The organism is Streptomyces sp. NPDC006208 (assembly GCF_040613775.1).
Lineage (GTDB): Bacteria > Actinomycetota > Actinomycetes > Streptomycetales > Streptomycetaceae > Streptomyces.
The window spans coordinates 1-26,878 of the sequence record NZ_JBEXSW010000076.1; the positions used below are offsets into that span (position 1 = coordinate 1).

General features: G+C 67.2%; 29 protein-coding genes and 3 pseudogenes. 10 read left to right on the plus strand and 22 right to left on the minus strand.

Features of this window, described 5'->3' with window-relative positions:
- The first annotated feature begins 693 nt into the window (after positions 1-693).
- From ABZ208_RS36905 to ABZ208_RS36915, 3 genes are all read left to right on the plus strand, one after another.
- Positions 694-1,287, plus strand: a complete 594-nt coding sequence (locus ABZ208_RS36905) for a hypothetical protein (protein WP_356913830.1) — start codon at positions 694-696, stop codon at positions 1,285-1,287.
- Positions 1,288-1,311: 24 nt separating this feature from the next.
- Complete coding sequence (locus ABZ208_RS36910; protein WP_356913831.1) at positions 1,312-3,825, plus strand: Helicase associated domain protein; 2,514 nt, start codon at positions 1,312-1,314, stop codon at positions 3,823-3,825.
- Positions 3,826-4,111: 286 nt separating this feature from the next.
- Entirely contained in the window at positions 4,112-5,218 is a 1,107-nt protein-coding gene (locus ABZ208_RS36915; protein ID WP_356913832.1) for a hypothetical protein, read from the plus strand.
- 199 nt (positions 5,219-5,417) lie between these two features.
- Here ABZ208_RS36915 and ABZ208_RS36920 read toward each other — a convergent pair whose 3' ends face one another.
- The 12 genes and pseudogenes from ABZ208_RS36920 to ABZ208_RS36975 form a co-directional block, all read right to left on the minus strand.
- The gene (locus tag ABZ208_RS36920) at positions 5,418-5,642 is read right to left on the minus strand and encodes a hypothetical protein (protein ID WP_356913833.1); all 225 of its coding nucleotides are present in this window, start codon (positions 5,640-5,642) and stop codon (positions 5,418-5,420) included.
- Between the two features lie 226 nt (positions 5,643-5,868).
- Positions 5,869-7,037: pseudogene (locus ABZ208_RS36925) on the minus strand (IS3 family transposase).
- Between the two features lie 128 nt (positions 7,038-7,165).
- Positions 7,166-9,082 carry a hypothetical protein gene (locus tag ABZ208_RS36930; RefSeq protein ID WP_356913834.1) on the minus strand — a complete coding sequence of 639 codons (1,917 nt, stop codon included), beginning with the start codon at positions 9,080-9,082 and terminating at the stop codon, positions 7,166-7,168.
- Positions 9,079-9,657 carry a hypothetical protein gene (locus tag ABZ208_RS36935; RefSeq protein WP_356913835.1) on the minus strand — a complete coding sequence of 193 codons (579 nt, stop codon included), beginning with the start codon at positions 9,655-9,657 and terminating at the stop codon, positions 9,079-9,081. Before ABZ208_RS36935 ends, ABZ208_RS36930 begins: the two co-directional genes overlap by 4 nt.
- The gene (locus ABZ208_RS36940; protein ID WP_356913836.1) at positions 9,647-10,735 is read right to left on the minus strand and encodes a dsDNA nuclease domain-containing protein; all 1,089 of its coding nucleotides are present in this window, start codon (positions 10,733-10,735) and stop codon (positions 9,647-9,649) included. The genes ABZ208_RS36935 and ABZ208_RS36940 overlap by 11 nt, the downstream gene beginning before the upstream one ends.
- Positions 10,736-11,052: 317 nt before the next feature.
- The gene (locus ABZ208_RS36945; RefSeq protein ID WP_356913837.1) at positions 11,053-11,625 is read right to left on the minus strand and encodes a DUF6262 family protein; all 573 of its coding nucleotides are present in this window, start codon (positions 11,623-11,625) and stop codon (positions 11,053-11,055) included.
- Positions 11,626-11,656: 31 nt separating this feature from the next.
- Complete coding sequence (locus ABZ208_RS36950; protein WP_356913838.1) at positions 11,657-12,013, minus strand: hypothetical protein; 357 nt, start codon at positions 12,011-12,013, stop codon at positions 11,657-11,659.
- Positions 12,014-12,166: 153 nt separating this feature from the next.
- Positions 12,167-12,532 (minus strand): hypothetical protein, encoded by a 366-nt coding sequence (locus ABZ208_RS36955; protein WP_356913839.1) that lies wholly within the window; start codon positions 12,530-12,532, stop codon positions 12,167-12,169.
- 22 nt (positions 12,533-12,554) lie between these two features.
- Positions 12,555-13,805, minus strand: coding sequence for a hypothetical protein (locus ABZ208_RS36960; RefSeq protein WP_356913840.1), 1,251 nt, complete (start codon positions 13,803-13,805; stop codon positions 12,555-12,557).
- A gap of 1,168 nt (positions 13,806-14,973) precedes the next feature.
- Positions 14,974-15,324: a helix-turn-helix transcriptional regulator gene (locus ABZ208_RS36965; protein WP_356913841.1), complete on the minus strand. Its 351-nt coding sequence runs from the start codon at positions 15,322-15,324 to the stop codon at positions 14,974-14,976.
- Between the two features lie 16 nt (positions 15,325-15,340).
- Positions 15,341-16,441 carry a tyrosine-type recombinase/integrase gene (locus ABZ208_RS36970; RefSeq protein WP_356913843.1) on the minus strand — a complete coding sequence of 367 codons (1,101 nt, stop codon included), beginning with the start codon at positions 16,439-16,441 and terminating at the stop codon, positions 15,341-15,343.
- A gap of 68 nt (positions 16,442-16,509) precedes the next feature.
- Positions 16,510-17,049, minus strand: coding sequence for a tyrosine-type recombinase/integrase (locus ABZ208_RS36975; RefSeq protein WP_356913845.1), 540 nt, complete (start codon positions 17,047-17,049; stop codon positions 16,510-16,512).
- A 42-nt stretch (positions 17,050-17,091) separates the two neighbouring features.
- Here ABZ208_RS36975 and ABZ208_RS36980 point away from each other — a divergent pair, with 42 nt between their 5' ends.
- The 3 genes from ABZ208_RS36980 to ABZ208_RS36990 all read left to right on the plus strand — a co-directional run bounded on the left by ABZ208_RS36980 (position 17,092) and on the right by ABZ208_RS36990 (position 18,818).
- Positions 17,092-17,607, plus strand: coding sequence for a DUF2199 domain-containing protein (locus ABZ208_RS36980; protein ID WP_356913846.1), 516 nt, complete (start codon positions 17,092-17,094; stop codon positions 17,605-17,607).
- Between the two features lie 104 nt (positions 17,608-17,711).
- Complete coding sequence (locus tag ABZ208_RS36985; protein ID WP_356913847.1) at positions 17,712-18,251, plus strand: transposase; 540 nt, start codon at positions 17,712-17,714, stop codon at positions 18,249-18,251.
- Positions 18,252-18,443: 192 nt separating this feature from the next.
- Positions 18,444-18,818, plus strand: coding sequence for a transposase (locus ABZ208_RS36990; RefSeq protein ID WP_356913848.1), 375 nt, complete (start codon positions 18,444-18,446; stop codon positions 18,816-18,818).
- 46 nt (positions 18,819-18,864) lie between these two features.
- On the opposite strand, the gene ABZ208_RS36995 is transcribed toward ABZ208_RS36990, so the two are convergent.
- The 8 genes from ABZ208_RS36995 to ABZ208_RS37030 all read right to left on the minus strand — a co-directional run bounded on the left by ABZ208_RS36995 (position 18,865) and on the right by ABZ208_RS37030 (position 22,967).
- On the minus strand, positions 18,865-19,209 hold the full coding sequence (locus ABZ208_RS36995) for a DUF4262 domain-containing protein (protein ID WP_356913849.1): 345 nt from the start codon (positions 19,207-19,209) through the stop codon (positions 18,865-18,867).
- A gap of 67 nt (positions 19,210-19,276) precedes the next feature.
- Entirely contained in the window at positions 19,277-19,639 is a 363-nt protein-coding gene (locus tag ABZ208_RS37000; protein ID WP_356913850.1) for a hypothetical protein, read from the minus strand.
- Positions 19,640-19,715: 76 nt separating this feature from the next.
- On the minus strand, positions 19,716-20,297 hold the full coding sequence (locus ABZ208_RS37005; protein ID WP_356913859.1) for a transposase: 582 nt from the start codon (positions 20,295-20,297) through the stop codon (positions 19,716-19,718).
- Positions 20,240-20,779 carry a winged helix-turn-helix domain-containing protein gene (locus ABZ208_RS37010; RefSeq protein ID WP_356913851.1) on the minus strand — a complete coding sequence of 180 codons (540 nt, stop codon included), beginning with the start codon at positions 20,777-20,779 and terminating at the stop codon, positions 20,240-20,242. Before ABZ208_RS37010 ends, ABZ208_RS37005 begins: the two co-directional genes overlap by 58 nt.
- 52 nt (positions 20,780-20,831) lie before the next feature.
- Positions 20,832-21,050, minus strand: a complete 219-nt coding sequence (locus tag ABZ208_RS37015; protein ID WP_356913852.1) for a DUF4262 domain-containing protein — start codon at positions 21,048-21,050, stop codon at positions 20,832-20,834.
- Positions 21,051-21,255: 205 nt separating this feature from the next.
- A complete protein-coding gene (locus ABZ208_RS37020) occupies positions 21,256-21,741 on the minus strand; it encodes a hypothetical protein (RefSeq protein WP_356913853.1) in 486 nt (161 codons plus the stop codon).
- A gap of 104 nt (positions 21,742-21,845) precedes the next feature.
- The gene (locus tag ABZ208_RS37025; protein ID WP_356913854.1) at positions 21,846-22,073 is read right to left on the minus strand and encodes a hypothetical protein; all 228 of its coding nucleotides are present in this window, start codon (positions 22,071-22,073) and stop codon (positions 21,846-21,848) included.
- 708 nt (positions 22,074-22,781) lie between these two features.
- Entirely contained in the window at positions 22,782-22,967 is a 186-nt protein-coding gene (locus ABZ208_RS37030) for a DUF397 domain-containing protein (protein ID WP_356913855.1), read from the minus strand.
- A gap of 124 nt (positions 22,968-23,091) precedes the next feature.
- Between ABZ208_RS37030 and ABZ208_RS37035 the strand changes: the two genes are divergently transcribed.
- From ABZ208_RS37035 to ABZ208_RS37045, 3 genes and pseudogenes are all read left to right on the plus strand, one after another.
- Complete coding sequence (locus ABZ208_RS37035) at positions 23,092-23,376, plus strand: hypothetical protein (protein ID WP_356913856.1); 285 nt, start codon at positions 23,092-23,094, stop codon at positions 23,374-23,376.
- Between the two features lie 26 nt (positions 23,377-23,402).
- Positions 23,403-23,624, plus strand: a pseudogene (locus tag ABZ208_RS37040) (zeta toxin family protein); the annotation flags it as partial.
- Between the two features lie 19 nt (positions 23,625-23,643).
- Positions 23,644-23,769, plus strand: a pseudogene (locus ABZ208_RS37045) (helix-turn-helix transcriptional regulator); the annotation flags it as partial.
- Between the two features lie 458 nt (positions 23,770-24,227).
- Here ABZ208_RS37045 and ABZ208_RS37050 read toward each other — a convergent pair.
- Positions 24,228-24,923 (minus strand): ribonuclease H, encoded by a 696-nt coding sequence (locus ABZ208_RS37050; protein WP_356913857.1) that lies wholly within the window; start codon positions 24,921-24,923, stop codon positions 24,228-24,230.
- A 119-nt stretch (positions 24,924-25,042) separates the two neighbouring features.
- Positions 25,043-25,306 carry an AAA family ATPase gene (locus tag ABZ208_RS37055; RefSeq protein ID WP_356913858.1) on the minus strand — a complete coding sequence of 88 codons (264 nt, stop codon included), beginning with the start codon at positions 25,304-25,306 and terminating at the stop codon, positions 25,043-25,045.
- A gap of 172 nt (positions 25,307-25,478) precedes the next feature.
- On the opposite strand from ABZ208_RS37055, the gene ABZ208_RS37060 reads away from it, so the two are divergent.
- Positions 25,479-26,834 carry a histidine kinase gene (locus ABZ208_RS37060; RefSeq protein ID WP_356913860.1) on the plus strand — a complete coding sequence of 452 codons (1,356 nt, stop codon included), beginning with the start codon at positions 25,479-25,481 and terminating at the stop codon, positions 26,832-26,834.
- Positions 26,835-26,878 lie beyond the last annotated feature (44 nt).

The window sequence follows — 26,878 nt, forward strand, 5'->3', positions numbered from 1 at the left end:
ATCTTCTCAACGCCGCCGCAATGCCGAGCCTGGTGAAGGTGGTGCTGGCGCTCGGGCACCGGCACCCTTCCGCTTCGCTTCAGGGCCAATACGGCCCGCGTTGCGGGCCGTTGGGGGCGGGTCCGCTGCGCTCCCCCGCCCTTTGGGTCCTTCCGGCTTCGCCTCCAGGCCCCTGGAGGCTGCTGACGCGGCCTCAGGCTAGCTAGAGGGGGATTGCGGTGCTTGCGGGCTGTGGCTGGGGGTTTGAGCTGGTGTCAGCTGAAGAGCGTGCGGATCTGCTTCCCCACACTCTCTCGTGGTCCTACGACCCGCTCCTCGGTGTGGACGAGCTCGGCCACTGTGATCCGGAGGCGGTGCTCCCCCTCGTAGCGGCCGTCATCAAGGGTGACCAGGTATGCACCGTCACCGGAAGACGGCTCGGGCAGGGCGGTCCTCAGGCCGGCTGGGTCTTTGCATCCTTGACGGTATGTAGTCGAAGGCCAGTTCCTTGGCCGCCTGCTCGGCTTCTTGCCTGTCTCCTTCGATGTGCCGGCTGGAGCTCAGCCACCACTGGTGGAGCTCGAGAACGGTGGGACTCGATGCGCTGCGATTCAACGGTCTGCTCTTCCAGCAGCACATACCAGGAGTGTGTCATGGAGAGAGTGTACGACCGATGCGTGCTTCAAAATAGAGTGTAGATATAGTCTGGAGCTGATGACCCTGACCGATCCGAGGAGTGATCGAGTGCGCCTCGTAGATCTGCGGAAATGGCGGCAGGGCATGGAGCTCCTTGCGGCCGAGTTCATGTCCGGCTTCGAGGCGGTCCATGGCTATCCGCCCGGGGAGCATACCGTGGGCCTCGTCCTGGCCGGAGAGAGTGCGGCTGCAGCGGAGGCCTTGGCCGGCCGGGGTCTGCCCGGTCCGCTCCTGGAGTACTACGGGCATCTCGGTTCGGTGGCACTGCCCGACCTCGACAACGGGATCTGGATCGATGACGCCGCCTCCCTCGCTGCCCAGGTCGAGGCAGGTAACTGTCCCAACCGGCTGACCGGCGCGGTTGATGGCATGGTGTCGGTGTTCGCCACAGACGGCGGTGGAGGCATGTACGCCCTCAGCCACACCACAGGGTGCGTCTACCACCTCACGGCCGGCGCCCTGGTTGGCAGCACCTACGACCTCGACGAGACCGGCTACCGCATCGCCGCCGAGGACCTCTGGAGCTTCCTCGAGCACCTGCACGCCCGCCTGACCGCGGCCGTAGAAGCGCGCGCTGGGGAAAGCGCACGGGCGGTAGAGACGAGCACATGAGATTCCGGAAAAGGGGACGCCTCGATGGAAAAGAAAACCCTCCGCCCTCATCAGAGAGAGGCCGTGGATGCGGTTATCCGAGCTCTCGAATTTCCTGCAAGATCACTTGTGCCCGAGCGAGGGCTCCGGACGCAGGTGATCATGGCCACCGGATCCGGGAAGAGCCTCGTCGCCGTGCGCAGCGCGGAGGAGCTCCACGCGGGCCGTGTCCTTGTCCTCGTGCCCTCGCTGGACCTGCTCGCCCAGACCGAGGCCGCGTGGCGCGAGGGCGGCCGCACGGGTCCGATGATCGGGATCTCCTCCCTCCGGGGAGAGGAGGTGTCCTTCCCCAACACCACCGACGTGGGCGAGCTCGTGGAGTGGGTGCGGCCGTTCGACAAGGTGACCGTGTTCGCTACGTACGCCTCGCTGGGGCTGGGCACCCTGGAGCGGGCCCACGCCGCCGGTCTTCCGGCGTGGTCGCTAATCGTCGTGGACGAGGCGCACAGATGTTCCGGCCGGATCGGCAAGCCCTGGGCAGTCGTCCACGACAACACCCGCATCCCCGCCCTGCGCCGCCTCTACATGACCGCCACACCACGCCTGTGGCAACTCGACGAGAACTCCGAGCAGGGCGCACCGGGCGAGCTGGTGGCGAGCATGGACGACGACCCGGACGGGCCGTTCGGGGCGCGCTGCTACACCCTCACGCTGTCCGAGGCGATCGACCGGGAGATCTGTGCGCCGTACCAGGTCGTGTGCGTGGACATCACCGACACGCAGCTCCAGGCCGCGCAGCTGCTCGGTGCCGAGGGCCGTACGGACGAGATGCGCGGGGCGCGGCTCGCGGCCCTGCAGACCGCGCTGCTCAAGGCGTCAGCCGAGGAAGGCTTCCGCCGCACGCTCGTCTTCCACCATGTCGTGAAGGAGGCCGAGGCGTTCGCGGCCGGCCTCCCGGACGCCGCCGCGCAGCTGCACGCCGCCGACCCGGAGCTCTACCCGGCCACGATCTGGGCCAACTGGCTGTGCGGCGAACACAAGCCGAATCACCGCCAGCGGGTCCTCGGGGAGTTCGCCGACGGCATCGCCACCGACGGCACCGTCGTGGAGAAGGCGTACCTGGGGTCCGTAAAGGTCCTGGGCGAGGGCGTCGACACCAAGAACTGCGACAGCGTGTACTGGGCCGACGTGCGCGGCTCCATGCCCGACCTCGTCCAAGCCGTCGGCCGAGCACTACGGATCCAGCCCGGCGAAGGCAAGACCGCGTCGCTCGTCGTACCGGTCCTGCTCGGGCCCGGCGAAACACCCGACAACATGCTCACCAGCCGGGCGTTCGCCGGGCTGGCCAAGCTCTTGGAAGCGCTCCGAGCGCACGATGCCCGCATCGTGGAGACCCTCGCGGAGCCACAGGCTCAAAGCCGCTCCAAGGGCGTACAGACCCGTAGCGGAAGCCAGGAAGGCGAGGGAGCCGAGAGCGACGGAAGCGACCGTGAACTGTCTGTTCCGGCCCGGGCTCTACTGAAGTTCAGCACGCCCCGTGACCCAGCGCAGCTTGCGGCGTTCATCAACCTGCGCGTCCTCAACCCCGAACACCAGCACTGGCGGCGCGGCATCGAAGCCGCCGTCATCTACGCTCGCGAGCACGGCGACCTGAAGGTGCCGTTCACGTACCGCGTCCCCGAAGGCGAAGAGGCGGAAGGGGTCGGATGGCCGGCCTCGCTCGCAAACTTCCCGCTCGGGCAGTGGATCGCCGACTGCCGCCGCTTCTACGCCCGCGGCGACATGGACGAGGACCGCATCGAGCAGCTGGAGAAGCTGGGCATGGTCTGGAGCCACTTCGACGTCGCGTGGGAGGAGGGCCTGTCCGCCGCGCGCGGGTGGGCCGCCGAGGCGGGCCACCTACTGGCCCCGCTGGACGCGACCCACCAGGGCTACAAGGTGGGCATCTGGCTGAAGAACGCTCGCGCCGCCGCCCGGAAGGCCGCCGAGGACGAGCAGCGGCGTGCCGAGGGCCTGCCAGTGGAGTTGTCGGCCGGGGCGCTGTCGGACAAGCGGCGCGAGCAGCTGGAAGACATCGACCCGTCCTGGTGCCCCACCTGGCCCGTGGAATGGCAACGCGCCTTCCACCTCACCCGCCTCCACCTCGAAGAGGTCGGCGGCGAGCTGCCCACCGAACCCGACGACGTCGTGCACCAAGGCGAGGACCTTGGCCGGTGGGTGCGCTCGGTCCAGCTCGGCTGGGACAACCTCACCACCGTGCAGCAGTGGATGTGCGAACACATCCTCGGCATCCAGCCCGCCAACGAGGACGAAAAGCCGAAGCCGCGCCGTACGCAGGCCGACAAGTGGGCGCTGAACTACGAGGCCGCCAAACAGTTCTTCGAGCGCGAGGGGCACCTGCGGGTACCGCGCAAGCACGTCGAACGGATCGTCAGCGAGGACCAGGAGGAACGGGAGCTCCGGCTCGGTGCGTGGATCGGGAACCAGCGCAGTCGGGCCGCGACGCTGACCCCCGAGCGGGTGGACCAGCTGTCCGCGATCGGGATGCGGTGGTCGTGATGGGCATCGTCGTTACCGCGGTCGTCGCCCGCGCGGTCGGCTATCTGCTCGGACGGTTGCGCCCGTGGCGGCCTCTGGGCGACTGGGCGGCCGATCAGGTCCGCTTCACCGGGGCGACGCCCGACGGCAGGCTGTCGTCGTCACCGCGTCACGCCCCAACCGGGCCGAGAACGGGCCATTCACCTAGCCGCCGCCTGACAGCCCTGCGAACCCTCCAGAAGGCGCACAGCGGACCGTGTGCGTGAGAAGATCCTCCGCCAAGATTGACTCGCTCCGAAGGATCCCCATGCATGAGCAATCTATCGATGATGCGTCGAGTCATGAACTCGAGGAGATACCGCAGTCAGTGGATCAGCGCCTGGTCGAACATAACGGGTCCTACTATCAGGTGCGCGTAGCGGAGCTCGCAGGTGACGTGCACTTTCCGCCAGTCATGAATGGTCTGGACTACTTGGTCAGCGTGGCAGAGCACCTAGAGGGTGGAAGCGAACCAAGTGCGAGGGCCATGAAGTACGCCGTGCTGCACCTGGCTGCAGGCGCCGAGGTGCTTTTGAAGGCGCGTCTGCAGATGGTGCATTGGTCCCTGGTTTTCGCCAACCCCGGGGACGCTACGCGAGAAGCGCTCGAGAATGGAACGCTGAACAGCTGCAGTCCGCAAGAGACGCGTAAGCGGCTGACCAACATTGCGGGTATCAAGTTCAACAAGCGTGATGAGGGCGCCCTCTCCGACCTGGCCAAACGCCGCAACGCTCTGCAGCACTATGGCTTGGTCGGCGAGAACGCCAAAGCTGGCAAGGTTGAGAGCACCACTGCCCAAGTACTGAACTTCCTCATCAGTTTCGTCGGTGAGCACATTTTGGAGCGCATAACGGATGAAGAGGAACGGCACCACGCGGAGATCGACATGGACCGAATCCGCGGAGGGGTCCGTACGATCCAGGGCTACGTAGCAGAGCGCATGAAGGACCTCGCTCCGGTGCTGGGGCCCGCCAGAGCGCGTACCCTTCATTGCCCAGAGTGCCAGCAGTTTGCCCTCACTCCAACAACGATCGAAGGTGTGCCGGAGTGGTGCCAGTCGGACGCCGGCTTCTTCCCCATGTATTGCCACCTCTGCGTTGAGGGCTATAGCCCTCAGGGCCTGGCTCTGCGCTACGCCGTCCGCGTTCTCGACCGCGCCGCTCCTGATGCCTCGTACGACGGTGACGCCCCGAACCGGTGTCCCGTCTGCGCGATGAGCAGCCTGGTGCGAGGGGCCCGGACCGCTGCCGCTCCAGAGACACCTATCGACTTCTGCTTCCATTGCGCGAACGTGGTCGATGGGGTGCAAGAGTGCCAGCGCTGCGGCTTCATTTACACCGCTGAGCAGGGTCATCGATGCCGACTCGGTAGCTGAATGCCCGCGCATGAGGACGTCGTTCGCCGAGAACGAGCGGCGGGGCCAGCCAGGGTGATCCTGTCCGGCCCCGCCGCCGTCGGGTCAGCCGACGTTCCAGCCACCAGCGGGCGTGCGGGCGGCTTCGGCCTTCCGGGGTGGCCTTCAGTGTCCCAGAGCGAGAGCGGCGGCGGACCGTAAGGCCGGTGGCCAGTGGAGGCTACTGTGCGTCGATGCAGGGCCCTTGGGCACGGAAGCGCGCGCGGGTTTCCGGCCAGGGCGTCGCGCTGTCGTGGCCGGAGCAGCCGACGCCTCCGCAAAGAGGTCGTGAGTCGCGCGTCGGCCTGCCGTTGATCAGCGCCACTCGCCCGTACGCCTCGTAGCGCTCGCGTCTGTCCTCGCCTTCCACAAGATCATTGGCGAGCTCCTGCTTGGTGGAGCGCACGAGATCCGCGAGCGGAACACTCCACCTGCCTTCTTGAAGGACCGGGCATCCCACCCTTGAGGTCTCTGCGCCTCCGCCCGGGCGGACCGCTCGCCTCCAGACCGTCCCCTGGCCTGTCGGAGTCCGACGCTACCGAATCGTGTCTCACAGACGACCCCGACACGCCGCACTCAGCGGCACACTGAGGGGCCCTGCCCTTCTCGGACAGCGGTGTTGAGGGTTCTCCTTATGCCGCTGCCTGCAACTCCTCGTACTCGGCGTGGACTTCTGCGGGAGTCTTGTAGCCGAGTCCGGAGTGGAGGCATTTTCGATTGTAGAACATCTCGATGTAGCGGACGATCGCCCGGTGGGCATGTGCGCGTGATGGGAACGTAGTTCGGTGCACGAGTTCGTTTTTTTAGGGCGCCGAAAAATGATTCACCCATCGCATTGTCCCAACAGACACCGGTGCGGCCGACCGACGCTCGCAGGCCCAACGAGCGGAGCTTGCAACGAAGTTCCCGAGACGTGTATTGACTGCCGCGATCGGAATGAAGTATTCAGCCTTCGGCGAGGTCGATGTTCCGGGCCGCCATATCGAGTGCATCCGATATGAGAGAGGTATTCATGTGGTCGGCCATCGCCCAGCCGACCACAGCTTTTGTGTGGCAGTCGATGACGGTCGCGAGATAAAGGAACCCGGCCCAGGTGTGAACGTAGGTGATATCGCTGACCAGTTTGCGCCCGGGAGCGTCAGCGGTGAAGTCACGGGCCAGCAGGTCGGGCGTGGCCGGCGCCGCATCATCGGCGATCGTGGTCGCCCGCCAGGGCCGCGGCTGGCATGGCACCAGGCCGAGCTCGCGCATCAGCGCGCGGACCAGTTCTGCTCCGGCCTGCACGTTCATCCGCTGGAGCACGGCGTGGACACGCCGGTAGCCGTAGGTCTCCTGCGAGTCGGAGAAGACCTGGAGGATGACGGCCCTCAGTTCCGCACGGCGCTTCGCGGTGGCCGACAATGGCCTCGATCTCCAGTGGTAGAAGCCCGACGTGGATACTCCCGCCCAGGTGCACATCTGCTGCACGGGAAAGTTGTCGGCCTCGCCGTCGATGAACTCGTACTTCTCCGTCACCGGTATTCCTGGGCGAAGAAGGCCGCCGCTTTTCCCAGGAACTCGGTCTTCATAAGAGTTCCCGGTTCTCGCGTTCCAGTTCGCGCAGGCGGGCGCGTTCGCTGATAGTCAGGGGAGGCTCCTCCCCGGCGTGCTCTAGCCGGTACCGGCTGACCCAGGTGCCCAGCGTTCCCTCGTTCACTTGTATCTCTCGGGCGACCTCGGCGATCGGGCGGGACTCCACCACCACCATCTTGACCGCCTCGTCCCTAAACTCAGGACTGAACTTCCTACGCTTCTGTGCCACGTGCTCTCTCCGCCGTTCTGGACTTCGATCCTATGGGGACCGCTGTCCGAGAACTTCGGGGCGCCTCACACGACACATCGGTGGTAGTTGATCCGCTGTGAGCCGTGCTTGGTCGGACGCAGCGTCTCTCAATTCGCCTCGTAGACCTGCGGCATTTTGATGTGCCGGATGTTCTGGCCTTGGAGAGATTCGGGGAGCGCTTGGGTCGTGATGACCTGTGTGCCCGTAGCTTGAGCGGCTTCTCCCAGGTCCTGTAGAACTGCCTTGATGACGCTGGTGTCGATGCCTTGCTGGTAGGGGTTGTCGAGCATCAGGAATCCGGGGAAGGCGCACTCTTCGTCCAGGTCGTTTGCCAGGAAGAGAGTGGCGTAGCTGTAGGCGAGGAAGAACAGCACCCGTAGTTCGGCACCGAGGATCTGGTTCCAGGGTCGGGTGCCGACGTAGAAGGTGAGGTCGCTGTCGCTGATGGTGATGCTTCCCTTGACCCAGCCGTGTCCTCGGTAGGTCTGGAGGAAGGAGTTCATGCGGTCTGCGAAGAGGGCGCAACGGTCGGCCGGGGAGAGGCCAACAGCTTGGTGCGGGGGCTGGGCCTCGGTGATGTCGTTCAGGGATTGCTGGGCTGATGCGACGGTCTGGGTGGCCTCGATGCGGCGTTGCAGGATCTCTTCGATAGCCGGGAAGGCGGTCATCTTCTGTTCCAGCTGCGCGATGTTCCCGGCGAGGTCCTCCAGCGCTGTCATGAAGGGGGCCAGTTGGGCAGCTCGTTCGTTGTTGATGCGCTTGGCCAGTTCGGCTTGTTGCTGTTCCAGGTGAGTACGGCGTTCGTGGGCGGTTTGCAGGTCGCCGGCAGTGCGGGCGATGACGTCTTGCAGGTCTGCCAGTTCTGATTCCAAGGAGCGGACTTCAACTTGGGCGCGGCGTCGGCGTTGGTCGTCGCTGACGGGCTGGTTGCAGAGGTAGCAGGCGTCGTCGTCGTGGGGACGGCGTGGATCGACACTTTGTTCGCAGGCAGGGCAGAGCCGGACAGGCAGGGCGTCGAAGAGATCGACGGAAGTGATGAGGCGCTGCATACGGCCGATCTCCGCGGTGACCGTCTGCGCTGACTTCCTATGCTCGTCGAGGAGTTGCTCAAGGGCGGTCACCTCGTCCAGGGCGCGCTGGAGGCGGCGTGAGGTGTTCTCGTAGTCGGCGGTGAGGGTGGAGTCATAGCCGGCGCCGGTGGTCTCGTGGCCGCCGTGGACCATGCTGTTGATGTCGGCGGTGAGCTGTCGGCGCTGCTCGTAGGCGGCATCGAGCTCGGCTCGGACGGCGTCGCGAGCGGCTGCTACTTGCTCCAGTGAGCGGGCGACGGGGATGTTGAGGCGGTCGGAGATGGCGGTGACGGCCTGGAGGGTACTCTCCTGGACTTCGCGTTCGACGGCCTGGGCTTCGGCCAGGCGTTTCCTGGCCTGGGCGATATGGAAGTCCTTGTTGGAGTACTTGACGCGGGCGAATCCGAGGAGCTGGCTCACGACGGCGCGCCGGATGAACTCGGCTTCCTTGCTGGCGAAGTCGGTCCAGGAGTCTTCGTTGCGGTAGATGTGGCGCAGGGTGTTGCGGAACGACAAAGGTGTGAGCTGGTTGGCCGACTCGGCGACGATTCCCTTGGGGATCTGCAGGTCGGGCCAGTTGAGCTCCCGCAGGATCCAGCTGGAGAAGGCGTCGACGTTCAGGTCGTCTCCGTCGATGTAGACCCTATTCATGCGGCCGTGCTGAAGGGACCTGGTCAGCGTGTGCGGGGTGCCGTTCAGTGTCAGATCGGTGCTGATTTCGACATACTTCTCGGCTACCGCGATGGTCAGCGCGTCTCGGGGGCTGTCACGGTCGCCCAGGCAGTAGTCGATCGCCTTGAGGGTGGTGGTCTTTGAGCTGTTGCGGACCCCGGTGATGACATTGAGCATGCCGGAGGGGAAGGTGTACTCGTCGATCTCACCGGTGTGCTGCACGAGCCGGACGGACTCGACACGGATGCCGCGGCCGGGGTGTGCGATGACAGGCTTGGTCATGGCTGGATCTCTTGGCGGAAGGGCGCGTTGCCGACCTCGTCCGGGAACAGCTCGTAGATCAGGTCTTTGAGCTGGGTGCCGGTCATGCTGGCGAGGTTGCCTTCCATGGCTTCGCAGCGACGGACCAGCGGCTGGAACTGAGGCGTGCGCGCGAGCCGCTCCGCGGCCTTGCGGCCGGCGGCCTTGAGCTTGATGCGTTCGGGCTTGTGGCTGGTGGTGACGGTGACCAGTTCGCGTGAGACGAGGACCAGGAACTGCCGGTAGCGGTGGTCCCAGGGGCCGTAGCGATAGCGGACCATGGGCGCTTCGACCTCGGTGGAGTCCTGGGCCAAGAAGGCGTCACCGAGCGGCACGACCTGCGGCATGGCGGCATGAGCTCGTTCTAGAAACCCTGGGTAGCGCAGGAAGAAGTCGAGTTTGGCGAACTTGGTCCGACCGGCGATGTAGGAGCCCGGTTGCTGGCCGCACAGGTGGATGAGCAGCAACAGGCGCGCGGCGTGGAAGTCCGGTGAGTCGTCCGGGTCCCAGGGGCGGTGCAGGGGCGGGACGACGCGGCTGCCGATCTTATGAGGCATCGACGTACCTGTTCAGACAGCGCGCGGTGATGTCGCTGAGTGTGGCCAGGGCATCCACAAGGTTGTACGTGCGATCGGCTACCTGGGGCATGTGAGCGACTTTGAGAACCGTCGCCTGGTAGGCGTCGGGGCCTGGAGGGATGACGCCGCTGCGCCGCTCGGCCATGGTGACGGTGCACAGGGCGTGAACGTCGTCGGCCAGGTCATCAAGTTGCTGCCGTCTGGTGCCGATGCTGGCCCGGCGTCTGCGCCGGAAGGTGAGCATGGCCTCGTGCTGGGCTTCGGCTTCCACATCGGAGACCCCTGCCGGCCGGAGCTTCTCCTGCAGTGTCATCAAAGGTTCCGTGGAGCCGTCGCTGCGCCGACCGGTGACCTTACGCACGCTGTCCTCCAGGGCTGCCCGGAAGGTATCGCGGCTGACACTCTGCGCCCGCAGGGCCCGGGCGCTGCGGGCGATGTCCTCTATGAGACGGGTCATCACCTCCTCCACCTCCGCGTACATTGGTCCGGTGCCCAGGAGCGCACCGACGTGCGGAGCCAGACGTTGCAGCGTTTCTCGTTCGACATCTTCGATCGTGCGGCCAACGACGAGGACATCGAGGCGGTCTACACACCAGGCCATGTCGCGGCCGTCCGGAAGCTGCAGATCGCTCAGCCGTTCGATGAGGTGATTGCGCGTTGACTCGCTCACCGGCCCGCGGGGGCGGTCCCGTTCCACCGCGAACTCATACAGATTGGGCTGAGGCATCTCGTTGATGATGAGCGTGAAGCGGGTACCCTCCGGAAGAGGCTTGCCCACGAACAACTTGCCCAGGTAGCTCGTCTCCGCCGTCTTCTGCGGAGTTTCCGCCCTGCAGACGCTGGCCACACTGTGCCGGTTACCGGCCTCTTCGATCGTTTTGACCTGGCGGTAGTTCGGCGCGTCATCGCGGTAGCAGAGGATGTCTTCCAGGTCTTCCCAGGACACCGAGGTCCACTGTCCATCCAGCATGTCCAGGCAGTCCAAGAGAGTGACTACATCCTGGTAGGCGAAATCCCGCCGGCTACGCCGCCCGCCATCAGCAGGTGCCAAAGCCATCGGCACCCCCTGACGCCCCCCAACCAAGCGCTTCCACGTGCACGGCACACACGCCTTGTCGCACCTATGCCCCCCAATGACATCGGAAGGCAGTAGATCACCCCATGCTTCAAGGGGCAACGGTCAGCACCGAATCGAACGCCGTCCGTGACGGTCGGCGATCAGTCCGTCGACCCTGCCGGGGCACCAGCGCGGAGGCCCGCCGACGCGCAACCGGCGGGCGGACCCCGATCCCCGGCTGCATCCGCGCCCGGTCGTTCTCCGTTGGGGCAGGAGGCCTGGCGGCGAACAGGCCAGCAGGTCGCCGGGTGCCCCGGTCACCTTGCGGTGTTCTCGGTGCGGATCATGCGGCGCAGGCTGGTGCGGGCTGCTGCGAGGTCCTGTTCCAGGGAGGTAGTGCGAGCACGGAGCGCGGTGTTCTCTTCGGTGGCCTGCTGGAGCTGGTCGGCGAGCTGGTGGTTGTGGCGGGTGAGTTCGTCGATGCGGGTGGTGAGGTCATGGGTGGTGAGGGCGTCGAGTTGGCGTCCGAGTTGGTGGCGTACGGCAGTCTGGGCTCGGTCGCGTTCCTGGCGTAGTTGTTTGATCTCCTGACGTGCGAGTTCGAGTTCCGTGCGCAGCGTGGCGGTGGTCGAGGGGGTGATGGCGGGGGATGTCCGGCTGGGAGCCGGTCGGGCGGCCTGGCGGTGCTGGGCGGCTTGGATGTGCTGGCGGATGGTGTCGGTATAGGTGAGCCAGGTGGAGACGCCAGCGGCGCGGGCGACGGTGGTGTGGGTGACGGGGTGGCCGTCGCGTTCGAGGGTGGTGATGGCGTCGAGGGCGCGCTGGCGCTTGTCGGCGCTGATGCGGGCGCGGGCCTGGGCGAGGGGGGCCGGGTTGCCGTGGGGATTCACTGCGATCCGGTGGGGATGCGGTTGACGACGGTCAGAGGCAGGAGGGGGCGGAGCGCCGGTCTGGTCGGCGCAGGACGGTGCTGGCTTCTTCGAGTTCGGCGCGTTCGTTGCCGGGCATGACGGCCAGGTACCTGCTCATGCGAGTGACGACTTGTTCGAAGGCGGTGATCTGGGCGGTGAGGGCGGTGGTGACGAACTCGGCGGCGTCCATCGCCAGGGCGGTTTCGCGGTCGGCGCGCAGTTCGTTGATGTGCTGCTCGATGGCGGGCAGGTAGGAGGGGTCGGGGCGGTAGAAGCCGCAGCCGGCGCACTGGAAGCGGATCGGGCAGGAGCTGCCGCCGGCTTTGACGTTGCTGGGTTCGGTGCAGCCGCCGTAAGGGACGGCCACGGAGCGGAGTTCGTAGGCGGTGGCGGAGGTGGGGGCCGCCTGGCCGCGGCGGTCGACGACGTGGGCGCTGAGGGTGGTGACGGCGGCGCGCTTTCGCTTCAGGGAGACCTGTAATGGTGGAGTCGGGTATTGGAACTCTCGGAATGGGTGGGGCTATCCGTCGAGGTACTGGTGTCTGATGTCGGCTGGCAAGGTGAAGAGTTGACCATCGCGGACCTGCCATTCGGTCGTCCCGTCAACTTCGTGGCTGGCAAGGAACAGGCCCTGGACGAGGTCTCCGTCCTCGTCAGAAGCGGGGAGCCGAGCGATCTCTCTGATTTGACCAATGAACCAGTCCAGGGCCGACTCACGGATGTCGGCGCCGTAGAAGATGTAGTGGGTCCAGTTGACGTGCTGACGCGGTGAGCCCCATCCGTTGGAGTAGTGCTTGTCTTCGTGGGACGAGATGATCTCTTGGACGGCGACGAGTTGTGTCTCGTCGCACTCCAGCCATCCTCGGACCGACACGTAAACGCCCATTGGCGTGTCCTCTCTCTCGTCGTCAGTTCTGACGTGACAGCCGTCCGCTGACGTCGGCTGCGTAGGCGCCCCAGTCTCCGGCGGCGGCTCGCTGCCATTTGACGGCGACGGTGATGTCGATGCCGAGGGTGCGGGCGAGGACCACAGCGGGCAGTTCGGTGGCGAGCTGGAACAGTGCGGTCGAGCGGGCCTCCGCGAGCCGGATGCCGAGTTTGCGGAGCCGTTCGCCCATGGCCCAGGCACTGATCGGCCGACCGGGCTGGCCTCCGGGAAAGAGCCAGGGCGAGTCTGTGCGGCCGAGGACGGCATGGCTGCGGCGGACCTCGACCTGTTGGAGGGCCAGTTCAGCGACGGGTGCGGGAAGCTCAACCGGGACGGCGCCGAGGCGGATGCGAACGGCTCCGTCAGTCTCCTCGATGTGGTCGACGGTGAGGCGGGAGATCGCGGCGGGCCACTGGGCATAGAGGAGCAACAGCAGGCCGCCGAGGCGGTCTTCGGGCTTGAGGGCGTCGTCGTGCAGCAGGCGGCGGGAGGTGTCCCACCGGGCCTCGTCGTCCATCGCCTGGGAGGGGCCGTTCCATCGGACAGCTGGGAAGCTGAGGTCGAGGGCGATCTTCTGGGACAGGGCCCAGCGCACGAAGTGGCCTGCCTCCCTGCGGTGGCGGACATCGTCGCTGGTCATCCAGCGTTCAAGGTCGCCCTGACGGCAGGTGGCAAGGGTCAGGTTCTGCTCCTCGAGCCAGTCCAGGAGATGGACGGCCGCCCGCAGATGCTGCCGCGTGCCCGTGAGCTGGTAGTGCGTTATCTCCTTGCCGCGGCTGCGTCGGCGAAGCCGGCGCAGGAGGTGCCAAGTCGCGTACCGGTGCAGGATTTTCCGTCCCTCAGCCGTCGCATGGGATTCGACGAGGTCCTTCACGAGCCGTTCGAGACGGACCATCTGCTCGTCCCGCCTAGGCAGGACTTCGGTGGCCACGAGAACGCTGCGGATGTGCTCGACGACCTTGCCCTCAGGGAGTTCGTCCAGGGCGTCGTGGGTGAGGGGACGGCGGCCGGAACCAAGATCGGACAAGACCGTGGAGACGATGCCCTTGGACAGCCAGCGCATCGCGGTGCCGGCCCGTTCCGTGCTGGCCAGGGCGTCGTGGAGGGGCTGCAGCTGCGGGATTACAGAGCCGGTGTCGTCGCCGAGGATCTCGTGGAGCCGTTGCTTGAGTGTGCAGCGCGGGCACGGCCCGGCGCATGCAGCCGCTCGGCTTGTCCGCAGGTCGGACATGGACGCCAGAGCTCAGCGTCCGGCGCGGTGCAGGGGCCGCAGACGGGGTCATCAGCGGTGCCGGAGTGAATGCCACGCATTCGTCCGCACACGGTGCAGTGAGCCTGGCGTCGATCACAGCCTCCGCAGCGGGGCAGGCCGGTGAGCTTCGAGAGCATGCAGGGTGCGGTGCGGCCGCAGATCGAGCAGAGCAGCACCGGCAAAGGGCGGCAGTTCGGGCAGATCGGCCCGTCCGCGGTACGGGAGTTGCCCATGCGTGACTCGCCGCAGACGATGCAGGTCTCCAGGTTGGCCGGGTCCCTGACCAGGCAGCTCGGACACAGCGGCCGCCCCTCGGCGTCGCGGGTGGCCGGCTCGCGCCGGGCACCACAGCGTACGCATTCTTCGAAGCGGGACTTGGGATGCAGTTGCGGCAGACCCGCTGCCCGTCCAGCGGCTTGTCGATGCGGACCACCCGGCGGCAGCGGGGGCAGGCGGGCCGGACGATCCCGGCGGCACCTGCCGTGTGCAGCAGGTCGATGAACCGCAGGATGGCGCGATGCGGCGCCAGATGGCCCTCCCCGGTCAGCAGCCGGGGGTTCTCCTCCAGGGCCCAGACCACTCGCTGGCGATAGTGGGGACGGTGGGGTGCCGTCCGGCGGAGGGCCTCGGCGACCGCGTCACGGTGGGCGCCCGGGGCGATCGCGGTGATCAGTTCGTAGACGACGGTGACGGGATCACGGTCGTCGTGGTCGGGACACATCGAACAGCGTGGCAGGCCCTTGCGGTCCCGGAAACCAACGCGTCGGACGTTGCCGCAGGCGGAGCACTCGGCGGTTTCCTGACCGCAGACTCCGCAGTACCAGTCCCGGCCCTTGCGCTGGAGGGTTCGCAGCGTCTTGCCGCACTCGGCGCAGACCGGCGGTGCGATCGCCGAGGCGCCAGCCTTGCGGAGCTCGATGAGCAGATCACCAATGGCCCGGGGCGCCGGAGAACAACCGTCGGTCAGGACCACGGGCCGCATCGCCAGGGCCTTGGCCAAGCTCCGTGACTTCGCACGACCGCCCGCGACCGAGGTGACCACGGTTCGGATCGTCTCGATGCCGAGTTCCCTCTCGACATCGGCGACGAGCTCCGTGATCAAGCCGGACCGGGTCTGTGACGGCGCGGTCGAGATGATCAGCCTTGGTCATGGCCGGTCAACACCCCTGATCCGAGCCCGCTTTGGCCGCAGTCCGCCGAGTCCCTCCGCAGAGGGTGACGAGCCGCCGGCGGCTGCCTTCTTCGGCTTCTTCACGGCCCCGGCCGCCGCGATGGGCTCGATGAGGTCGTCCATGGCGCAGTCAAGAATGTCGAGCAGGGCCATGAGGATCTTCAGGCTCAGTCGCTCCGGTCGCTCGACGACGAGCCGGTAGACCTGACTCGACGACAGGCTGATACCGCGCTCGCAAAGCGGAGGGATGAGGTCGGTGGTGGAGAACATCCCGCGGTCGGCCATGACTTTGCGCAGGTGCCAGTGGTAGTCGAGCTTGGCGGCCATCGCCGGATCCCTCCTGTCAGGCCCCGGCGAACGCCGGAGCCAGTGCCTTGTGCAGGGAAGTGTTCATGAAGTCGTCGCTGACGTGCGTGTAGATGGCCAGGGAGCTGTCGCACTCATGGCCGACCTGCTGCTGAATGAACCGGCGGTCGACCCCGTCCTCGGTCAGATGCGTGACGTAAGAATGGCGGATTGAGTGGGGAGTCAGGTCTCTTGGGAGCTTCAGGGCGTCGCGGTATGCCTCGAACCGGTCGTTGATGGAGCCGGGCTGGAGGCGGCCCCCGCGTTCAGTGATCCACAGAGCCGGGTGATCAGGGAATCCGAAGCGCGGCCGGACGTTCTCGACGTAGTCGGCGACCGCCTCGACGGCCCAGTCCATCACCGACAGCACGTTCCGCCGCCGCGGCGGCTGGCCCTTCTTCGCCTTGCCGTAGCGGACATTGAGCGTGCCGTACCTGCCGAACTGCCGGGCCCTCGGGTTGCGGCCGAAGTCGACCAGATCGAGCTTGGAAGTCTCGGTCCGGCGCAGGCCCCACCCGTAGATCACCTTGAAGAGGGTGGCGTCACGGTAAGCCGCCAGGGCGCCCTTGCGTTTCGCCCGTACCGCTCGTTCGACCTGGTCGTCGGCGTAGTCGAGGAAGAGCTGCAACTGTTCCCGGGTGAAAGGCTTCGCCTCCGGTTCGCCCTCGTAGTCGTTGAGGTGGGCGATGGTGTTCCACTCGTGACAGATGGCCACCGGGAACGTTCCGAAGGCTTCCTCACAGGCCGGCCCCCAGCCATAGCGCCCGTCGATGAGGAACTCGCTGAACATGCGGACGTCGCCCTGATAGCTGCGGATCGTGGACGGCGCCAGGTGCTTCTCGCTCGTCAAAGAGAGCGACCACTCGTCCACGTGGGCCGGAGTCCACTGCCACGGGTACTCGTTCGCGAACTCCAGGAACCGTCGTATGAGCCGTTCCCGATCGTCGACCGTTTCGTCCCGCAGCCCCCGCGACTTCTGCTGAGCACGCCAGCCCCGCAACATCGCGTCGAACATCGCGTCCTCCGGACGCAGCTGGACCACCCCGGAGACCAGCTCCAGATGAGCCGACCCTGCCAGGGCCGCCTTGCGCTGATGCACCACTCCAGACCATCCCTTCTGGAGAGCAAATCATGCATCAGAAGGGATCTCCTCAGCAACGTGCCAGGTCAGGCCGCCATCTCGTAGTAGAGCCGGAGTCCTCCCCTACCTCGCCGCGACCTGGCGACCTGCAGGTTCTCACCCGCCTGATGCAATTCCCGAGGGTTCGCGTAGTACTGCGTGGACTGGGGCGAGCGGTGTCCGAGCCAGGCTTGCAGCTCGAACAGGGTCATCGGTTCCTTGGCGTTGTAGAGCTGGCTGGCGATCGTGGACCGGGCCCGGTGGCTGGTGATGTTCCCGCGGATGTCGGCGGCCGGGACGCCGGCCTTGCGGCAGAGCATGGGTATGACCGTGTTGTTGATGTAGGCCGGGGATATTCGCCGGGCCCGGAAGGCGAACAGCAGGTCCACCTGCTCGGCGGTCCTGCGGCCGATGAACGCGGGCTGGGATGGTCTGACGGCCTGCCAGGCGTCGATGGCCTGGCCGAGGATCGGGTCGACGGGCTTGGTGAATGCGGTGCCGGTCTTGTGGGTGGGGACGTCGAGCAGGCAGACCGCGTCGCGTGCCAGGACCTGCTGTGAGTCGCCGGCGATCCAGCTTGCCGTCACCCGTCCGGGGCGGCGGTGCAACAGATCGTTAGGCTCCCGGCCATGGCTAACGATCTCGGCTTCACCTGCTCTTGCTGCGGCGAATACCACGCAGAACTCCCGATGGGGTTCTCTACCATGGCGCCCGACGTCTGGTCCGAGAGCTTTGCAGACGATTCCGCCAGCATGCTCTCCTCCGATCAGTGCATCATCAAGAACGAGCACTTCTTCATCAGAGGCCTGATCGAGATACCCGTGGTCGACAGCGATGTCGCGTTCTCCTGGGGTGTCTGGGTCTCCCTCAGCCGGGACAGTTTCGCCCGCGCCCTCAACATGTGGGAGTCGCCCGGCCGAGAAGCCGAACCCCCCTATTTCGGCTGGCTGACCACCGAGTTGGGGCTGTACTCACCCAGCACCACCAACCTGAAGACGCACGCTCACACGCGTCCTGTCGGCCAGCGTCCGTTCATCGAGCTGGAGCCCACTGACCACCCCCTCGCGGTCGAACAGCGGACCGGCGTCACCATGGACCGTGTCCGCGAGATCGCCGAGGCAGTCCTGCATCCCAAGAGCCAGTAACGCCTAACCTGGCGCCGGCCCGCTCCACTCAGCCAGAAGCGACAGCATCCGTTGATCGTCCTCACGGAATGTGTGCCTGATCCGAGACGCCGCGAGTGCTGGGCGTGGACGACTTCGCGATCCGCCGCGGCCAGACCTACTCCACCGTCTTGACCAGCGTCGAAGGCCATCGCGTAGTCGATGTACTCCCGACCCGTGAAGCCGGACCACTGGCCGCATGGCTGATCCGCCACCCCGGCGTGGAGATTATCTGCCGGGACCGGGCGGGCGCCTACGCCGACGGTGCCCGCCGCGGCGCCCCCGACGCTCTGCAAGTCGCCGACCGATTCCATCTATGGCAGGGCCTCGGCCGGGCCGTGGAAACCTGCGTCGCCGCCCATCGCGACTGCCTGCGTAATCCTTCGCCCAGCGGCATATTGGCGGAGGCCACCCGACTGGCTGCAGGTCGGCCGCAGGACGACCCGGCGCCCATCGGCCGGCGGGCCGAGCGAAAGAAGGCAGCGCATGCCCTGGTCCACGAGCTCCTTTCCCAAGGTCACTCACGCCGGGCGATCGCCCGGCACCTGGGCTGGGGCCTCAACACCGTGCTCCGGTACGCGAACGCCGCGCACTGGCAGGACACCTTCCGCGAGAACCGGCCCTGACCCAGCAGACTCGACACCTACAAGCCCTACCTGGAGCGACGCTTCGCCGAGGGGTGCACCAGCGTCACCCAACTGCACGGCGAGCTGCTTGCCGACCATGCCCCGGTCACCTACGGCATGGTCCGCGCACACATCGCGACCTTGCGCGGGGCTCCCCCCGAGGCGGCGCCCCGGCCGCCGACGGTGCGGCAGGTGACTGGCTGGCTCACCCGTCACCCCGCCGCCTTGACCGAGGAGGACAGCACTGCACTGAAAGACGTTCTGACCCGCTGCCCCGAGCTGGCCACGACCGCCGGACACGTCCGCGGCTTCGGCGAGATACTCAGCAGCCGGCTCGGCCACACGCTTCCCGCCTGGATCGACGCAGTCGATGCCAGCCAGCTACCCGGCCTCACCGGCTTCGCACTCCACCTGCTCCGAGACCTCGGCGCAGTAACAGCCGGGCTCACCCTGGACTGGAGCTCGGGCAGCATCGAGGGCGCCGTGAACCGCATCAAGAAGATCAAGAGACAGCTCTACGGTCGAGCCGGATTCGAACTGCTCCGCAAGATGATCTTGCTCCAGTAGCTCCTCGCGCCTGCGCGGGCCTATTGCCGGTCGGCAACGTCCGAGGTCAGAGTTCGGTCGTCCAGATCCCGCCAGGGTGCTCACTCGGCGGCAACCACAGCTGAGGCTGTGACTCGCGATGCCTCTCCTGAGCCTGTTCTTCCCAATGGAAGCGGTCGTCCGCGTCGGGCCACGCAACTTGCAACACGGGAAAAGGTGGCCGTCGGTAGAACCCGATCGCCCGTCCGAAGAAGGTCCGGTACCAGCGGAGATCCACATTCCTGAGTGCAACTTGGTGACCGTCGATAACGTCAGGATGCCTCTGGCCGTCAGCCACCACAGCACCCGCGGCTACCTGCGCTCCAAGCCCATTGAGCATGCGGTGCATGGCGTGGACATCCAGTCCGAACATGGCTACTGAACTTGAATTCGTGATGTCGGCAGTGACGCGGAGCCCTCTGGGCGCTGGTCGTTCGGGATCAAGAGCGTGTCTGCAACCAGTGACACGCGGCGGCCAGTGTCACTTCGATGTCGTCGCTCCATGAACAGACTTCCAGCCACGACAGGTAGCCGCCCTGGGTGAAGACCAGGACCTCACCTGGGCACTCGCCGGCTTCGGTGACGAGCTGCGCTTCGGCCGCCACTACCGTGCCGGGGCCAGTGGGTGCAGGGTCCACCTTGCTGGTGTCGAGTTCGAAGTAGGCGGTGCCACACCCACATGTGCAGCGCGCTCGCACGCTGAGGTGCGGAACCTGCCTTCGGAGCGCGATATAAACGGGGGTGTCCCCGTTCAGGACTGCCGCAAGCACGTCGGCTACGTCGGCAGGCAGGCTCTCGTTCATCTCGTCACCGTATCTGACCAGCGATTTTAGACTCCGACCGGTGCAGGACCCATCGCCGATCGGCCAGCCAGCGTGCTCACGCTTCCAGCACCAGGCCGGTGCCAGCGAGGCAGCCATTGATGACTTCCGGTCGGTACTGCAGCATCTTGAGCTTGCGCTTCACGGCACGGGTGATCTGGCTGAGGTCGGCTGCGGCGAGGTTGCCGATGTCGCGCTTGACCAGCGACCAGACGCCTTCTTGCGGGTTCAGGTCTGGCGCGTAGGTGGGCAGCTGGAAGACCGTGAGCCAGTCCGCGTTCGCTTCGATGAACGCCCGTAAGGGCTTGGTCAGGTGGAGGCGGACGTTGTCCCAGACCAGGACGATCGGGCCGCCGAGCTGGATGCGCGCGCGGATCAGCAGATCGCGGAAGTCGCGCCAGCCGAAGCCTTTGGGCTGGTCCTTGCGCCCGGTGTACTCGCGGACGGAGTAGAAGAGCCGGGACCGCTCGCCAGGCTTGTAGCAGGTCATGCCTGCCATCGATACCCGGCCCGAGCCCCGGCCGCGCACGCGGACCACCGGGGTGCAGCCCCTGCGGCCCCAGGACCTGGCTCGCGGCGGCGTCAGCGACTGACCGGCCTCGTCCTCGAAGACGATCCATCCGTCGCAGGCCGCCGCGATGCTCTTACCCGCGGCCAGACCTCCTTCTTCCACAGGTCCACCGCAGCGTCGTCACGCTCGATCGCGCGGCGGGCCGGCTGCTGCCACGACCAGCCATGCCGCTTCAGCAACCGCCATGTCCCCTCGACTGTGTAGCTCACGTGGAACAGCCGACCGATCAGCGTCTTCACGCGGGCTAGGGTCCACCGCTGGTCGACCCAGCCGTGGACCAGGGGGCCGCGCTCCAACTCCCGCTCCAGCTTGGCGACCTGCTTCTCACTGAGCCTCGGCCGCCCGGGTGAGCCCTTCGACAGGACTCCAGCCTCGCCGCGCTCGCGCCAATGGCGGCGCCACCGCTCCACCGACCGCTCGCTGACTCGCAGCGCGGCGGCTATCTCCCGGTTCTTGTCCCCACGCTCGAAGCGTCCCACGGCCTGAAGCCGGATCCGCTCCCGCGCGGCTCTCCCAGCCTCGGTCAACCCGCCGCCCTGCACGTATCTCACGGTCCAGAGCTACCCGCGCTGAGCGGCCGCCGTCAGGCGAACGGCGCCGACATCACTCAATCAAGTTCAGTAGTTCAGGTGCGCCGTGAGTGTGGGCAAGGCCGATCGTATAGGCGAGTCCAGGACCGATCTCGTCCTCGGGAACCATCACGACGTGCCATCCGTGCTGCTGCACGTTCTCGGTGATCGTCAGATCCACACGATCCGCTTCGTCTCGGTCACCGTAGTCGTGGCAGAGGACGCAGCGGCACTGGAACGGATCAACGGTCATGCACGGAGGCCACGCGGCGAGCGTGCGAGTCAGGCAGCCGGGTTTCGCGGCGGCCCTCGCAATCGAACGGCATCGTAACCCTCCGCGACGACTTCCCAAGATCTGTGCCAGAACCGAGATTTGGAAACGCCTGTCTGGTGTGTCGACGTCAGTCGATGGTCCACGGAGGTTGCCATGCCTGTGATCGCTCCGTGGGTGTCGTCTGTCAGCGCTGGACGGCCCCCGGCGGGGTGGCGGTGCCGTTCAGGCAGTGGTCGAGGAGTGCGTGCATGCGCGGAACGGGGAGGGACGGGTTGGACGCAGCGCCCTCGGCGGTACGGGGGTCGGCGAGGAGAGTCTCCAGGACTTCCGGTGACAGGCTCGGGTTGGCGGCCGCTGCCCGGCGCACCGACGCGTCGGGGTCCTCCACCGGGGGGTCGGGCAAGGCGGGATCGGCTGCGGCCAGGGCTCGTACCTGGGGATCCGGGTGGTCGACGAGGTGAGCCCGGCCGGTACGGGGGAACGCGGGCAGGGCCAGCAGGTGCGGACGGTGGGCCGGGCGGGTGACGAAGACGTCCAAGAGGAGGTGCGGCGGAGCCAGCGGGTGGTGGCAGGCCAGCCGGATCCTCACCTCCTCGTCGTCGTCCTGCGCGAGCGTCTCGGCGAGTTCCGCCGACAGGCCCGGCCAACTTGCCGCAACCCGGCGGAGCACCGGTTCCTCGGACACCGCACAGGCGGCGAACCAGTGGTGGCGACGGCCCGACGGCCGGCTCAGTATTCGACTCGGTAAACGGCTCGGTGATCGGGCAGGTGCAGTCAGGGCCGTGCCCGATGACCCGGCGGATCGCCCAGTACTCGGCCCAGGTGCGGGGGAATGGGTGGAGGCGCGCACATCCGCACGTCCTCGTCCGGGTCCTCCCTCAACTCCGCCACCAGGTCCGGTCCCACGTCGGGCCGGGCAGCGACCAACGCGCGGACCTCCGCCCCGGGGTGGCGGGCGAGCCGGGCGACGGCGTAGGCCGGGGTGTGCCGGTTCCAGGTCAAGTGGTGCACTGTTGAAGACCCTGGCTGACCTCGCAGCCGTCCACGGCGGCCGCCTTGCAGTCACTCTGCCGCCCGGCGTCACGCAGGCGGCAGTGCCGCAGCAGATGGCGCCGGCGCCCAGCGTGGCCGTACCGGCCGCGGCTGCGGGCAAGGGCCCCAGGGCGCCGTTGTGAGCGCCGGAGCCCCGGAACCCCAGCGGGTGGCGCCTCTGACCTGGGAGACGCCGCTACCGCTGCGACTGCTGACCGAGCAGGAGATCGCGCAACGGGCAGCCCGCCTCGCCCGCGCGCAGAAGACCGCCCGCCGCCTGGCGAGCGCTCCCTCCCCCGCGCCGGCAGCCGGTCCCCACGACGTCGTCCAGCGGCTGGTCCAACAAGGCGCGCCGCCCGAGAGGATCGACCGGGCTCGCCGCGCCAGGACCAGCACTACGCACATGACCAAGCTGCCCGGGCGAGCGCACACGCCTCGCAACTGCGCAGACAACTGCAGCAGGTCGGTGAGGAGCAGAAGCGACGCTCCCAGCTCACACCAGCAGCACGCGGGGCTGAGGACCATGCCCGGGCCGCGGGCCGTCGGCTGGCCCCGTATCGGTTCGGCGCCCCAGTGCCGTGCCTCGGCCAGCAGTGGCGAGACTGCCGACCGAGGCACAGGGAGGAGTGGGCCGAGGCCGATAGGGGCGCGAGCTTCCAGTGCTTCAGGCCGCCGCCGTCAGGCGGTCTTGAGGTGGTGGACGAACGCCGTCCACTGCCTGGTCGGCATGAGCAGCACCGGACCGCAGGGAATTCTGGAGTCGCGGACGCCCGTGCGGTCATCCGGGAACTGCGCCGTCTCCACACAGAAGTTGTCCTCATTGAGGCTGTAGGAGCTCTTGTGCCACGGGGTGGTCGGTTGCATCTCGGGGTTCTCCTCGGTGCGTGCGGGCTTCCGCCCCAGTCTGCCGACACCCGCAGCCCGATCTATGCGAACGCCAGACAACAACGGGTGCGGTTGTACCGCGCCAACGACAGGAGGGCAGCCCATGCATGAGCCGTCGCGTAGCAACCTCGATCGCGCAGGTGGCTGGACAGCAGAGCAGGCCGTCGAATTCGCCACGGCTCGGGAGCTGCTCGGCGCCGTCATCGCCGCCTACAGCGGCCGGATCTCATCAGCCGCATCCCCCGAAGAGACAGAGCAGCTACTGATCGAGCAGCGAACGTACGTCACCGAGCGCCGGCAGTTGACGGCGACGGACCTCGAGGCCGTGGCGCGCATACGCCGAGACTACCCGGGACTCCTGCGCCGGCTGAGGGGCGAGCCAGCATGAGTGACACACCTCTGTACCCGACCTCCATGTCGGACCGGGACAACGCCCGGCTGTTCAACCAACTGGTCCGCCCCACGCTTACCGGTGCATCGCGAGAGAGTCCCACGGTTCCCTTCGTGGCAGGCCCACCGGGCGCGGGGAAGACCACCGTTCACAACGCGCTGCTTCAGCGCCTGGGGCGCACGGAAGCCTTTCCACTCGACGGCGACGACCTGCTCAGCTTCCATCCTCGCCACACGGCACTCAGCCAGGACAACGACCACGGCAGCCGGCCGCAAGCTCGGCGTCTCCCTGCGGACCGTGCGCCGAATGATGGCGACCCTGATGGAGAGACTGGACGCCTCCAGCAGGTTCCAGGCCGGCGTGAACGCCACGCGGCGAGGGTGGCTGTAGCTCCGTACGCGGCCTTGGTCAGCGAGACAGTGCCGCCCGTGGCGAGCGTGAAGCCCATGACGGTGGTCCTCTTCCCCGGAACGGTGTTACGGACGAGCAGGCGCGTCCGGCGCCGCACACAGGAGTGCAGCGCCGGACATGGTCGTACGGCCGGCGTACACGCCGAAGTCCCGCACCGGACCGTCCTCGGCCCCATGAGCCGGGCACCGAAAGACAGACGCTCGGAGCATCGGTATGGACACAGGTCGGCACATCAGCAGAGCCATGAGACTCCCTGCACGGACAAGCATCGGTATATGCACAGTTCAGACGACTGACACGAAGCCCGCGGGCGACAATAAAGCCGCCGAGCCGAACCCTCACCGGCCGAGCGCGGTCCGGGCATGCGGGTCGACCGGCAGGCCGCAGGACCGACAGTGAGCAGGCCACCCCCGGCCACCAGGGGAACCCCCCGCGGTCTACGCGGACGCCGCCGCGGCGCAGGCCGCATGGCCCCAGCCGCCGGCGTTCTTCGTGATCGTCTCCCCCTTGGCGTAGGGGCGCCCGCACGAACACCGCCCCGGGAACCTCGCCTTCACCGAACCACCCGACGGACCGGCCGAAGAGGAGCGCCGCGGACGGCCCGACCCACCCGGTCGGGACGGGCGCGTCGCGGCAGCCGGAGTCTCGGGCGGCGGCAGAACCGAACCGGCCGCAGACCCGGACCGCTCCTGCGTCCGGGCCGCGTGACTCGCCGCCCCGTCGGCCGCCGCATTCAGCCGGTCCCCGCCCACCCGGTGCGCCGGAGTGTGCACGAACACCACATCCCGCCCCGCCAGCAGCCCGTCGATCGCCACCACCAGATCCCGGTTGGCCACCGGAGAACCCGCCGCCGTCTTGAAGCCCCTACGCCGCCAGCCCGCGAGCCACGTCGTGACCGCCTTCATGGCGTACTGCGAATCCATCCGCACCTCGAGCGGCACCCCCGCATCGACGGACTCCAACAACTCGCGCAGGGCCGTCAGCTCGGCCACATTGTTCGTCGCCCGGCCCAGCGGGCCCGCCTCCCACGACGCCACCTCACCATCCACACCGGCAACCACCCACGCCCAGGCCGCCGGCCCCGGATTCCCCTTCGACGCCCCATCACACGCAGCAACAACCCGATCCACCATCCACCCGATCCTGCCACCCCAGTCGTACTGCCGCGGAGCCGGCCGCAGCACAGCCCGGCGGCCGGGGAGCCGTCCAGCTGCTTCTGCGGTCGCCGACGCAGGCCGGGGACCCGGGCCGGTCAGGAGCTCGTCCCGCCGACCGTACGGATATCGGTGAACCCCTCACCGGCAAGCAACGGCACAGCCGCAAGAGTCAACTCACGCTGCCGACGCAGAACCGGCAGAGGAACACGCCCACTGGCCGGCCGCAGAGCATTACGGGCCTCACAACGCTCCAGACCAGTCAGGAAAACGACCGCGGCAACAGGCCGGCCGTGCTGACGGGCCCGGCCGACCAGACCACGACGCACACGGGCCTCGACATTCGTGGAGTTCCCCGTCAAGTTCTTCTGTTCAGTCTCCGTGCGCGAGTAAGTCTCGCCTCGGGTCCGGGACTTGGCCGTGTCTGGCCAGCCTGCCCCTCAAGCTGCGGTGCTCGCCGGTTACTGGCGCAGATTGGACTTTCGGCAGTGTCGGACGACTCCCGATGTCCGTACCGTCGCTTCCGTGGACAGCATGGTGATCAATAGTGGGACTCCGACCGGGACGGATGTTTCCCCGCGGACTCTTGCTCCAGGGAGCCTTCTGACAGCGGCCGCGGTGACGGCCGCTGGCCTGAGCATGGTGAACCTGTGGTGGACTGTCCCGACTGCCATCGCCGCCTTCCTGGCCGGACGGTGGCCTGGACGGATGGCGCCCACTGTGCTCGCTCTGGTTGGGCTTCTCGCGGCCAGCGTCGTGGCATTGTCCGTCGTGCCTGCCTGGCTGCCGTTGGCCAGCCGGTTTGTCACAGTGGTGGTCGTCGCCACGATGCTCCCCTGGTTCGCGGGCCGTTTCTGGTGCCAGTATCAGCAGCTTGTCCGGGCCGGTTGGGAGCGTGCAGAACAACTGCAACGCGAACAGGAGCTGGTCGCTGAGCAGGCCCGACTGCGCGAGCGAGCGCGTATCGCGCAGGACATGCATGACGTACTGGGCCATGACCTCAGCCTGATCGCCTTATCGGCCGGTGCCCTGAAGCTCGCGCCGGGCCTTGAAGAGCACCACCGAAGGGCCGCAGGTGACATCAGGGCCAAGGCGGCAGGCGCAGTGGAGCGTCTCGGCGAGGTGATCGGTGTCCTGCGCGAAGAGACCAGTGACGCGCCGACGGACCCTAACGGCTCCAGTCTCACAGGCCTGATCGAAGAGGCCTCCGCGGCCGGCCTGGCGGTGAAGTTGTACGCCGACGGCACGGCAGACGACCTGCCACCGGTAGCGGAGCGGGCGGTTCATCGCGTCGTGCAGGAAGCGCTGACCAACGTTGCCAAGCACGCGCCCGGCACGACGGCTACCGTCCAAGTGACGCATACGGCAACGGAATCAAGAGTCGTCGTGGAGAACGGCCCGCCAGCATCCGCGGCCAACCTGCAGCCCCGGCCTCGAAGTGGGGGGCGTGGCCTCGTCGGTCTCGAAGAACGTGTGCGCTTGGCCGGCGGTTCGTTCGACCATGGTCCGCGCGACGGGGGCTTTGCAGTCGCCGCGTGGATCCCGCACGCACCTGCGTCACAGCCACCACGGCTCCTCGCGCCCGCGGCCTCCCGGACCGGCGGCCAGTTGCCGCAGGAACATCGCCGTGCTCGGCGCCGCGTCAGCCGGGCCCTGGTCGCTGCAGTCATGGTGCCCCTGGTGACAGGAGCGGTGCTGAGCGGAGCACTCATGGGGTGGGAGATGCTGTCGGCGTCCCGGTCGGTCTTGAAACCTGGTGACTATTCCCGCCTACGCGTGGGGCAAGATCGTTCTGAGGTGGAGCGCTTCTTGCCGGACCGGCAAACGAACTACCGACCGCTAGGACTTGTCCGGTCGATCATGTGCGGAGCAGGAGTGGATCTATCCTGAGCGCCTAGGGAGGGGGTGCTGTGGAGCGGGATGTTCAGCTGGTA

Excerpts from the sequence above, each read along its gene's own strand:
- ABZ208_RS36910 (WP_356913831.1), top strand. The coding sequence starts at position 1,312 with ATGGAAAAGAAAACCCTCCGCCCTCATCAGAGAGAGGCCGTGGATGCG.
- ABZ208_RS37015 (WP_356913852.1), bottom strand. The coding sequence starts at position 21,050 with ATGACCGTTGATCCGTTCCAGTGCCGCTGCGTCCTCTGCCACGACTAC.
- ABZ208_RS36960 (WP_356913840.1), bottom strand. The coding sequence starts at position 13,805 with ATGTCCGACCTGCGGACAAGCCGAGCGGCTGCATGCGCCGGGCCGTGC.
- ABZ208_RS37050 (WP_356913857.1), bottom strand. The coding sequence starts at position 24,923 with ATGGTGGATCGGGTTGTTGCTGCGTGTGATGGGGCGTCGAAGGGGAAT.
- ABZ208_RS36995 (WP_356913849.1), bottom strand. The coding sequence starts at position 19,209 with ATGTTCGGACTGGATGTCCACGCCATGCACCGCATGCTCAATGGGCTT.
- ABZ208_RS36940 (WP_356913836.1), bottom strand. The coding sequence starts at position 10,735 with ATGGCTTTGGCACCTGCTGATGGCGGGCGGCGTAGCCGGCGGGATTTC.
- ABZ208_RS36935 (WP_356913835.1), bottom strand. The coding sequence starts at position 9,657 with ATGCCTCATAAGATCGGCAGCCGCGTCGTCCCGCCCCTGCACCGCCCC.
- ABZ208_RS37060 (WP_356913860.1), top strand. The coding sequence starts at position 25,479 with ATGGTGATCAATAGTGGGACTCCGACCGGGACGGATGTTTCCCCGCGG.
- ABZ208_RS36915 (WP_356913832.1), top strand. The coding sequence starts at position 4,112 with ATGCATGAGCAATCTATCGATGATGCGTCGAGTCATGAACTCGAGGAG.
- ABZ208_RS37035 (WP_356913856.1), top strand. The coding sequence starts at position 23,092 with ATGCATGAGCCGTCGCGTAGCAACCTCGATCGCGCAGGTGGCTGGACA.
- ABZ208_RS36905 (WP_356913830.1), top strand. The coding sequence starts at position 694 with ATGACCCTGACCGATCCGAGGAGTGATCGAGTGCGCCTCGTAGATCTG.
- ABZ208_RS36980 (WP_356913846.1), top strand. The coding sequence starts at position 17,092 with ATGGCTAACGATCTCGGCTTCACCTGCTCTTGCTGCGGCGAATACCAC.
- ABZ208_RS37030 (WP_356913855.1), bottom strand. The coding sequence starts at position 22,967 with ATGCAACCGACCACCCCGTGGCACAAGAGCTCCTACAGCCTCAATGAG.
- ABZ208_RS37000 (WP_356913850.1), bottom strand. The coding sequence starts at position 19,639 with ATGAACGAGAGCCTGCCTGCCGACGTAGCCGACGTGCTTGCGGCAGTC.
- ABZ208_RS36955 (WP_356913839.1), bottom strand. The coding sequence starts at position 12,532 with ATGGGCGTTTACGTGTCGGTCCGAGGATGGCTGGAGTGCGACGAGACA.
- ABZ208_RS36930 (WP_356913834.1), bottom strand. The coding sequence starts at position 9,082 with ATGACCAAGCCTGTCATCGCACACCCCGGCCGCGGCATCCGTGTCGAG.
- ABZ208_RS36965 (WP_356913841.1), bottom strand. The coding sequence starts at position 15,324 with ATGGCCGCCAAGCTCGACTACCACTGGCACCTGCGCAAAGTCATGGCC.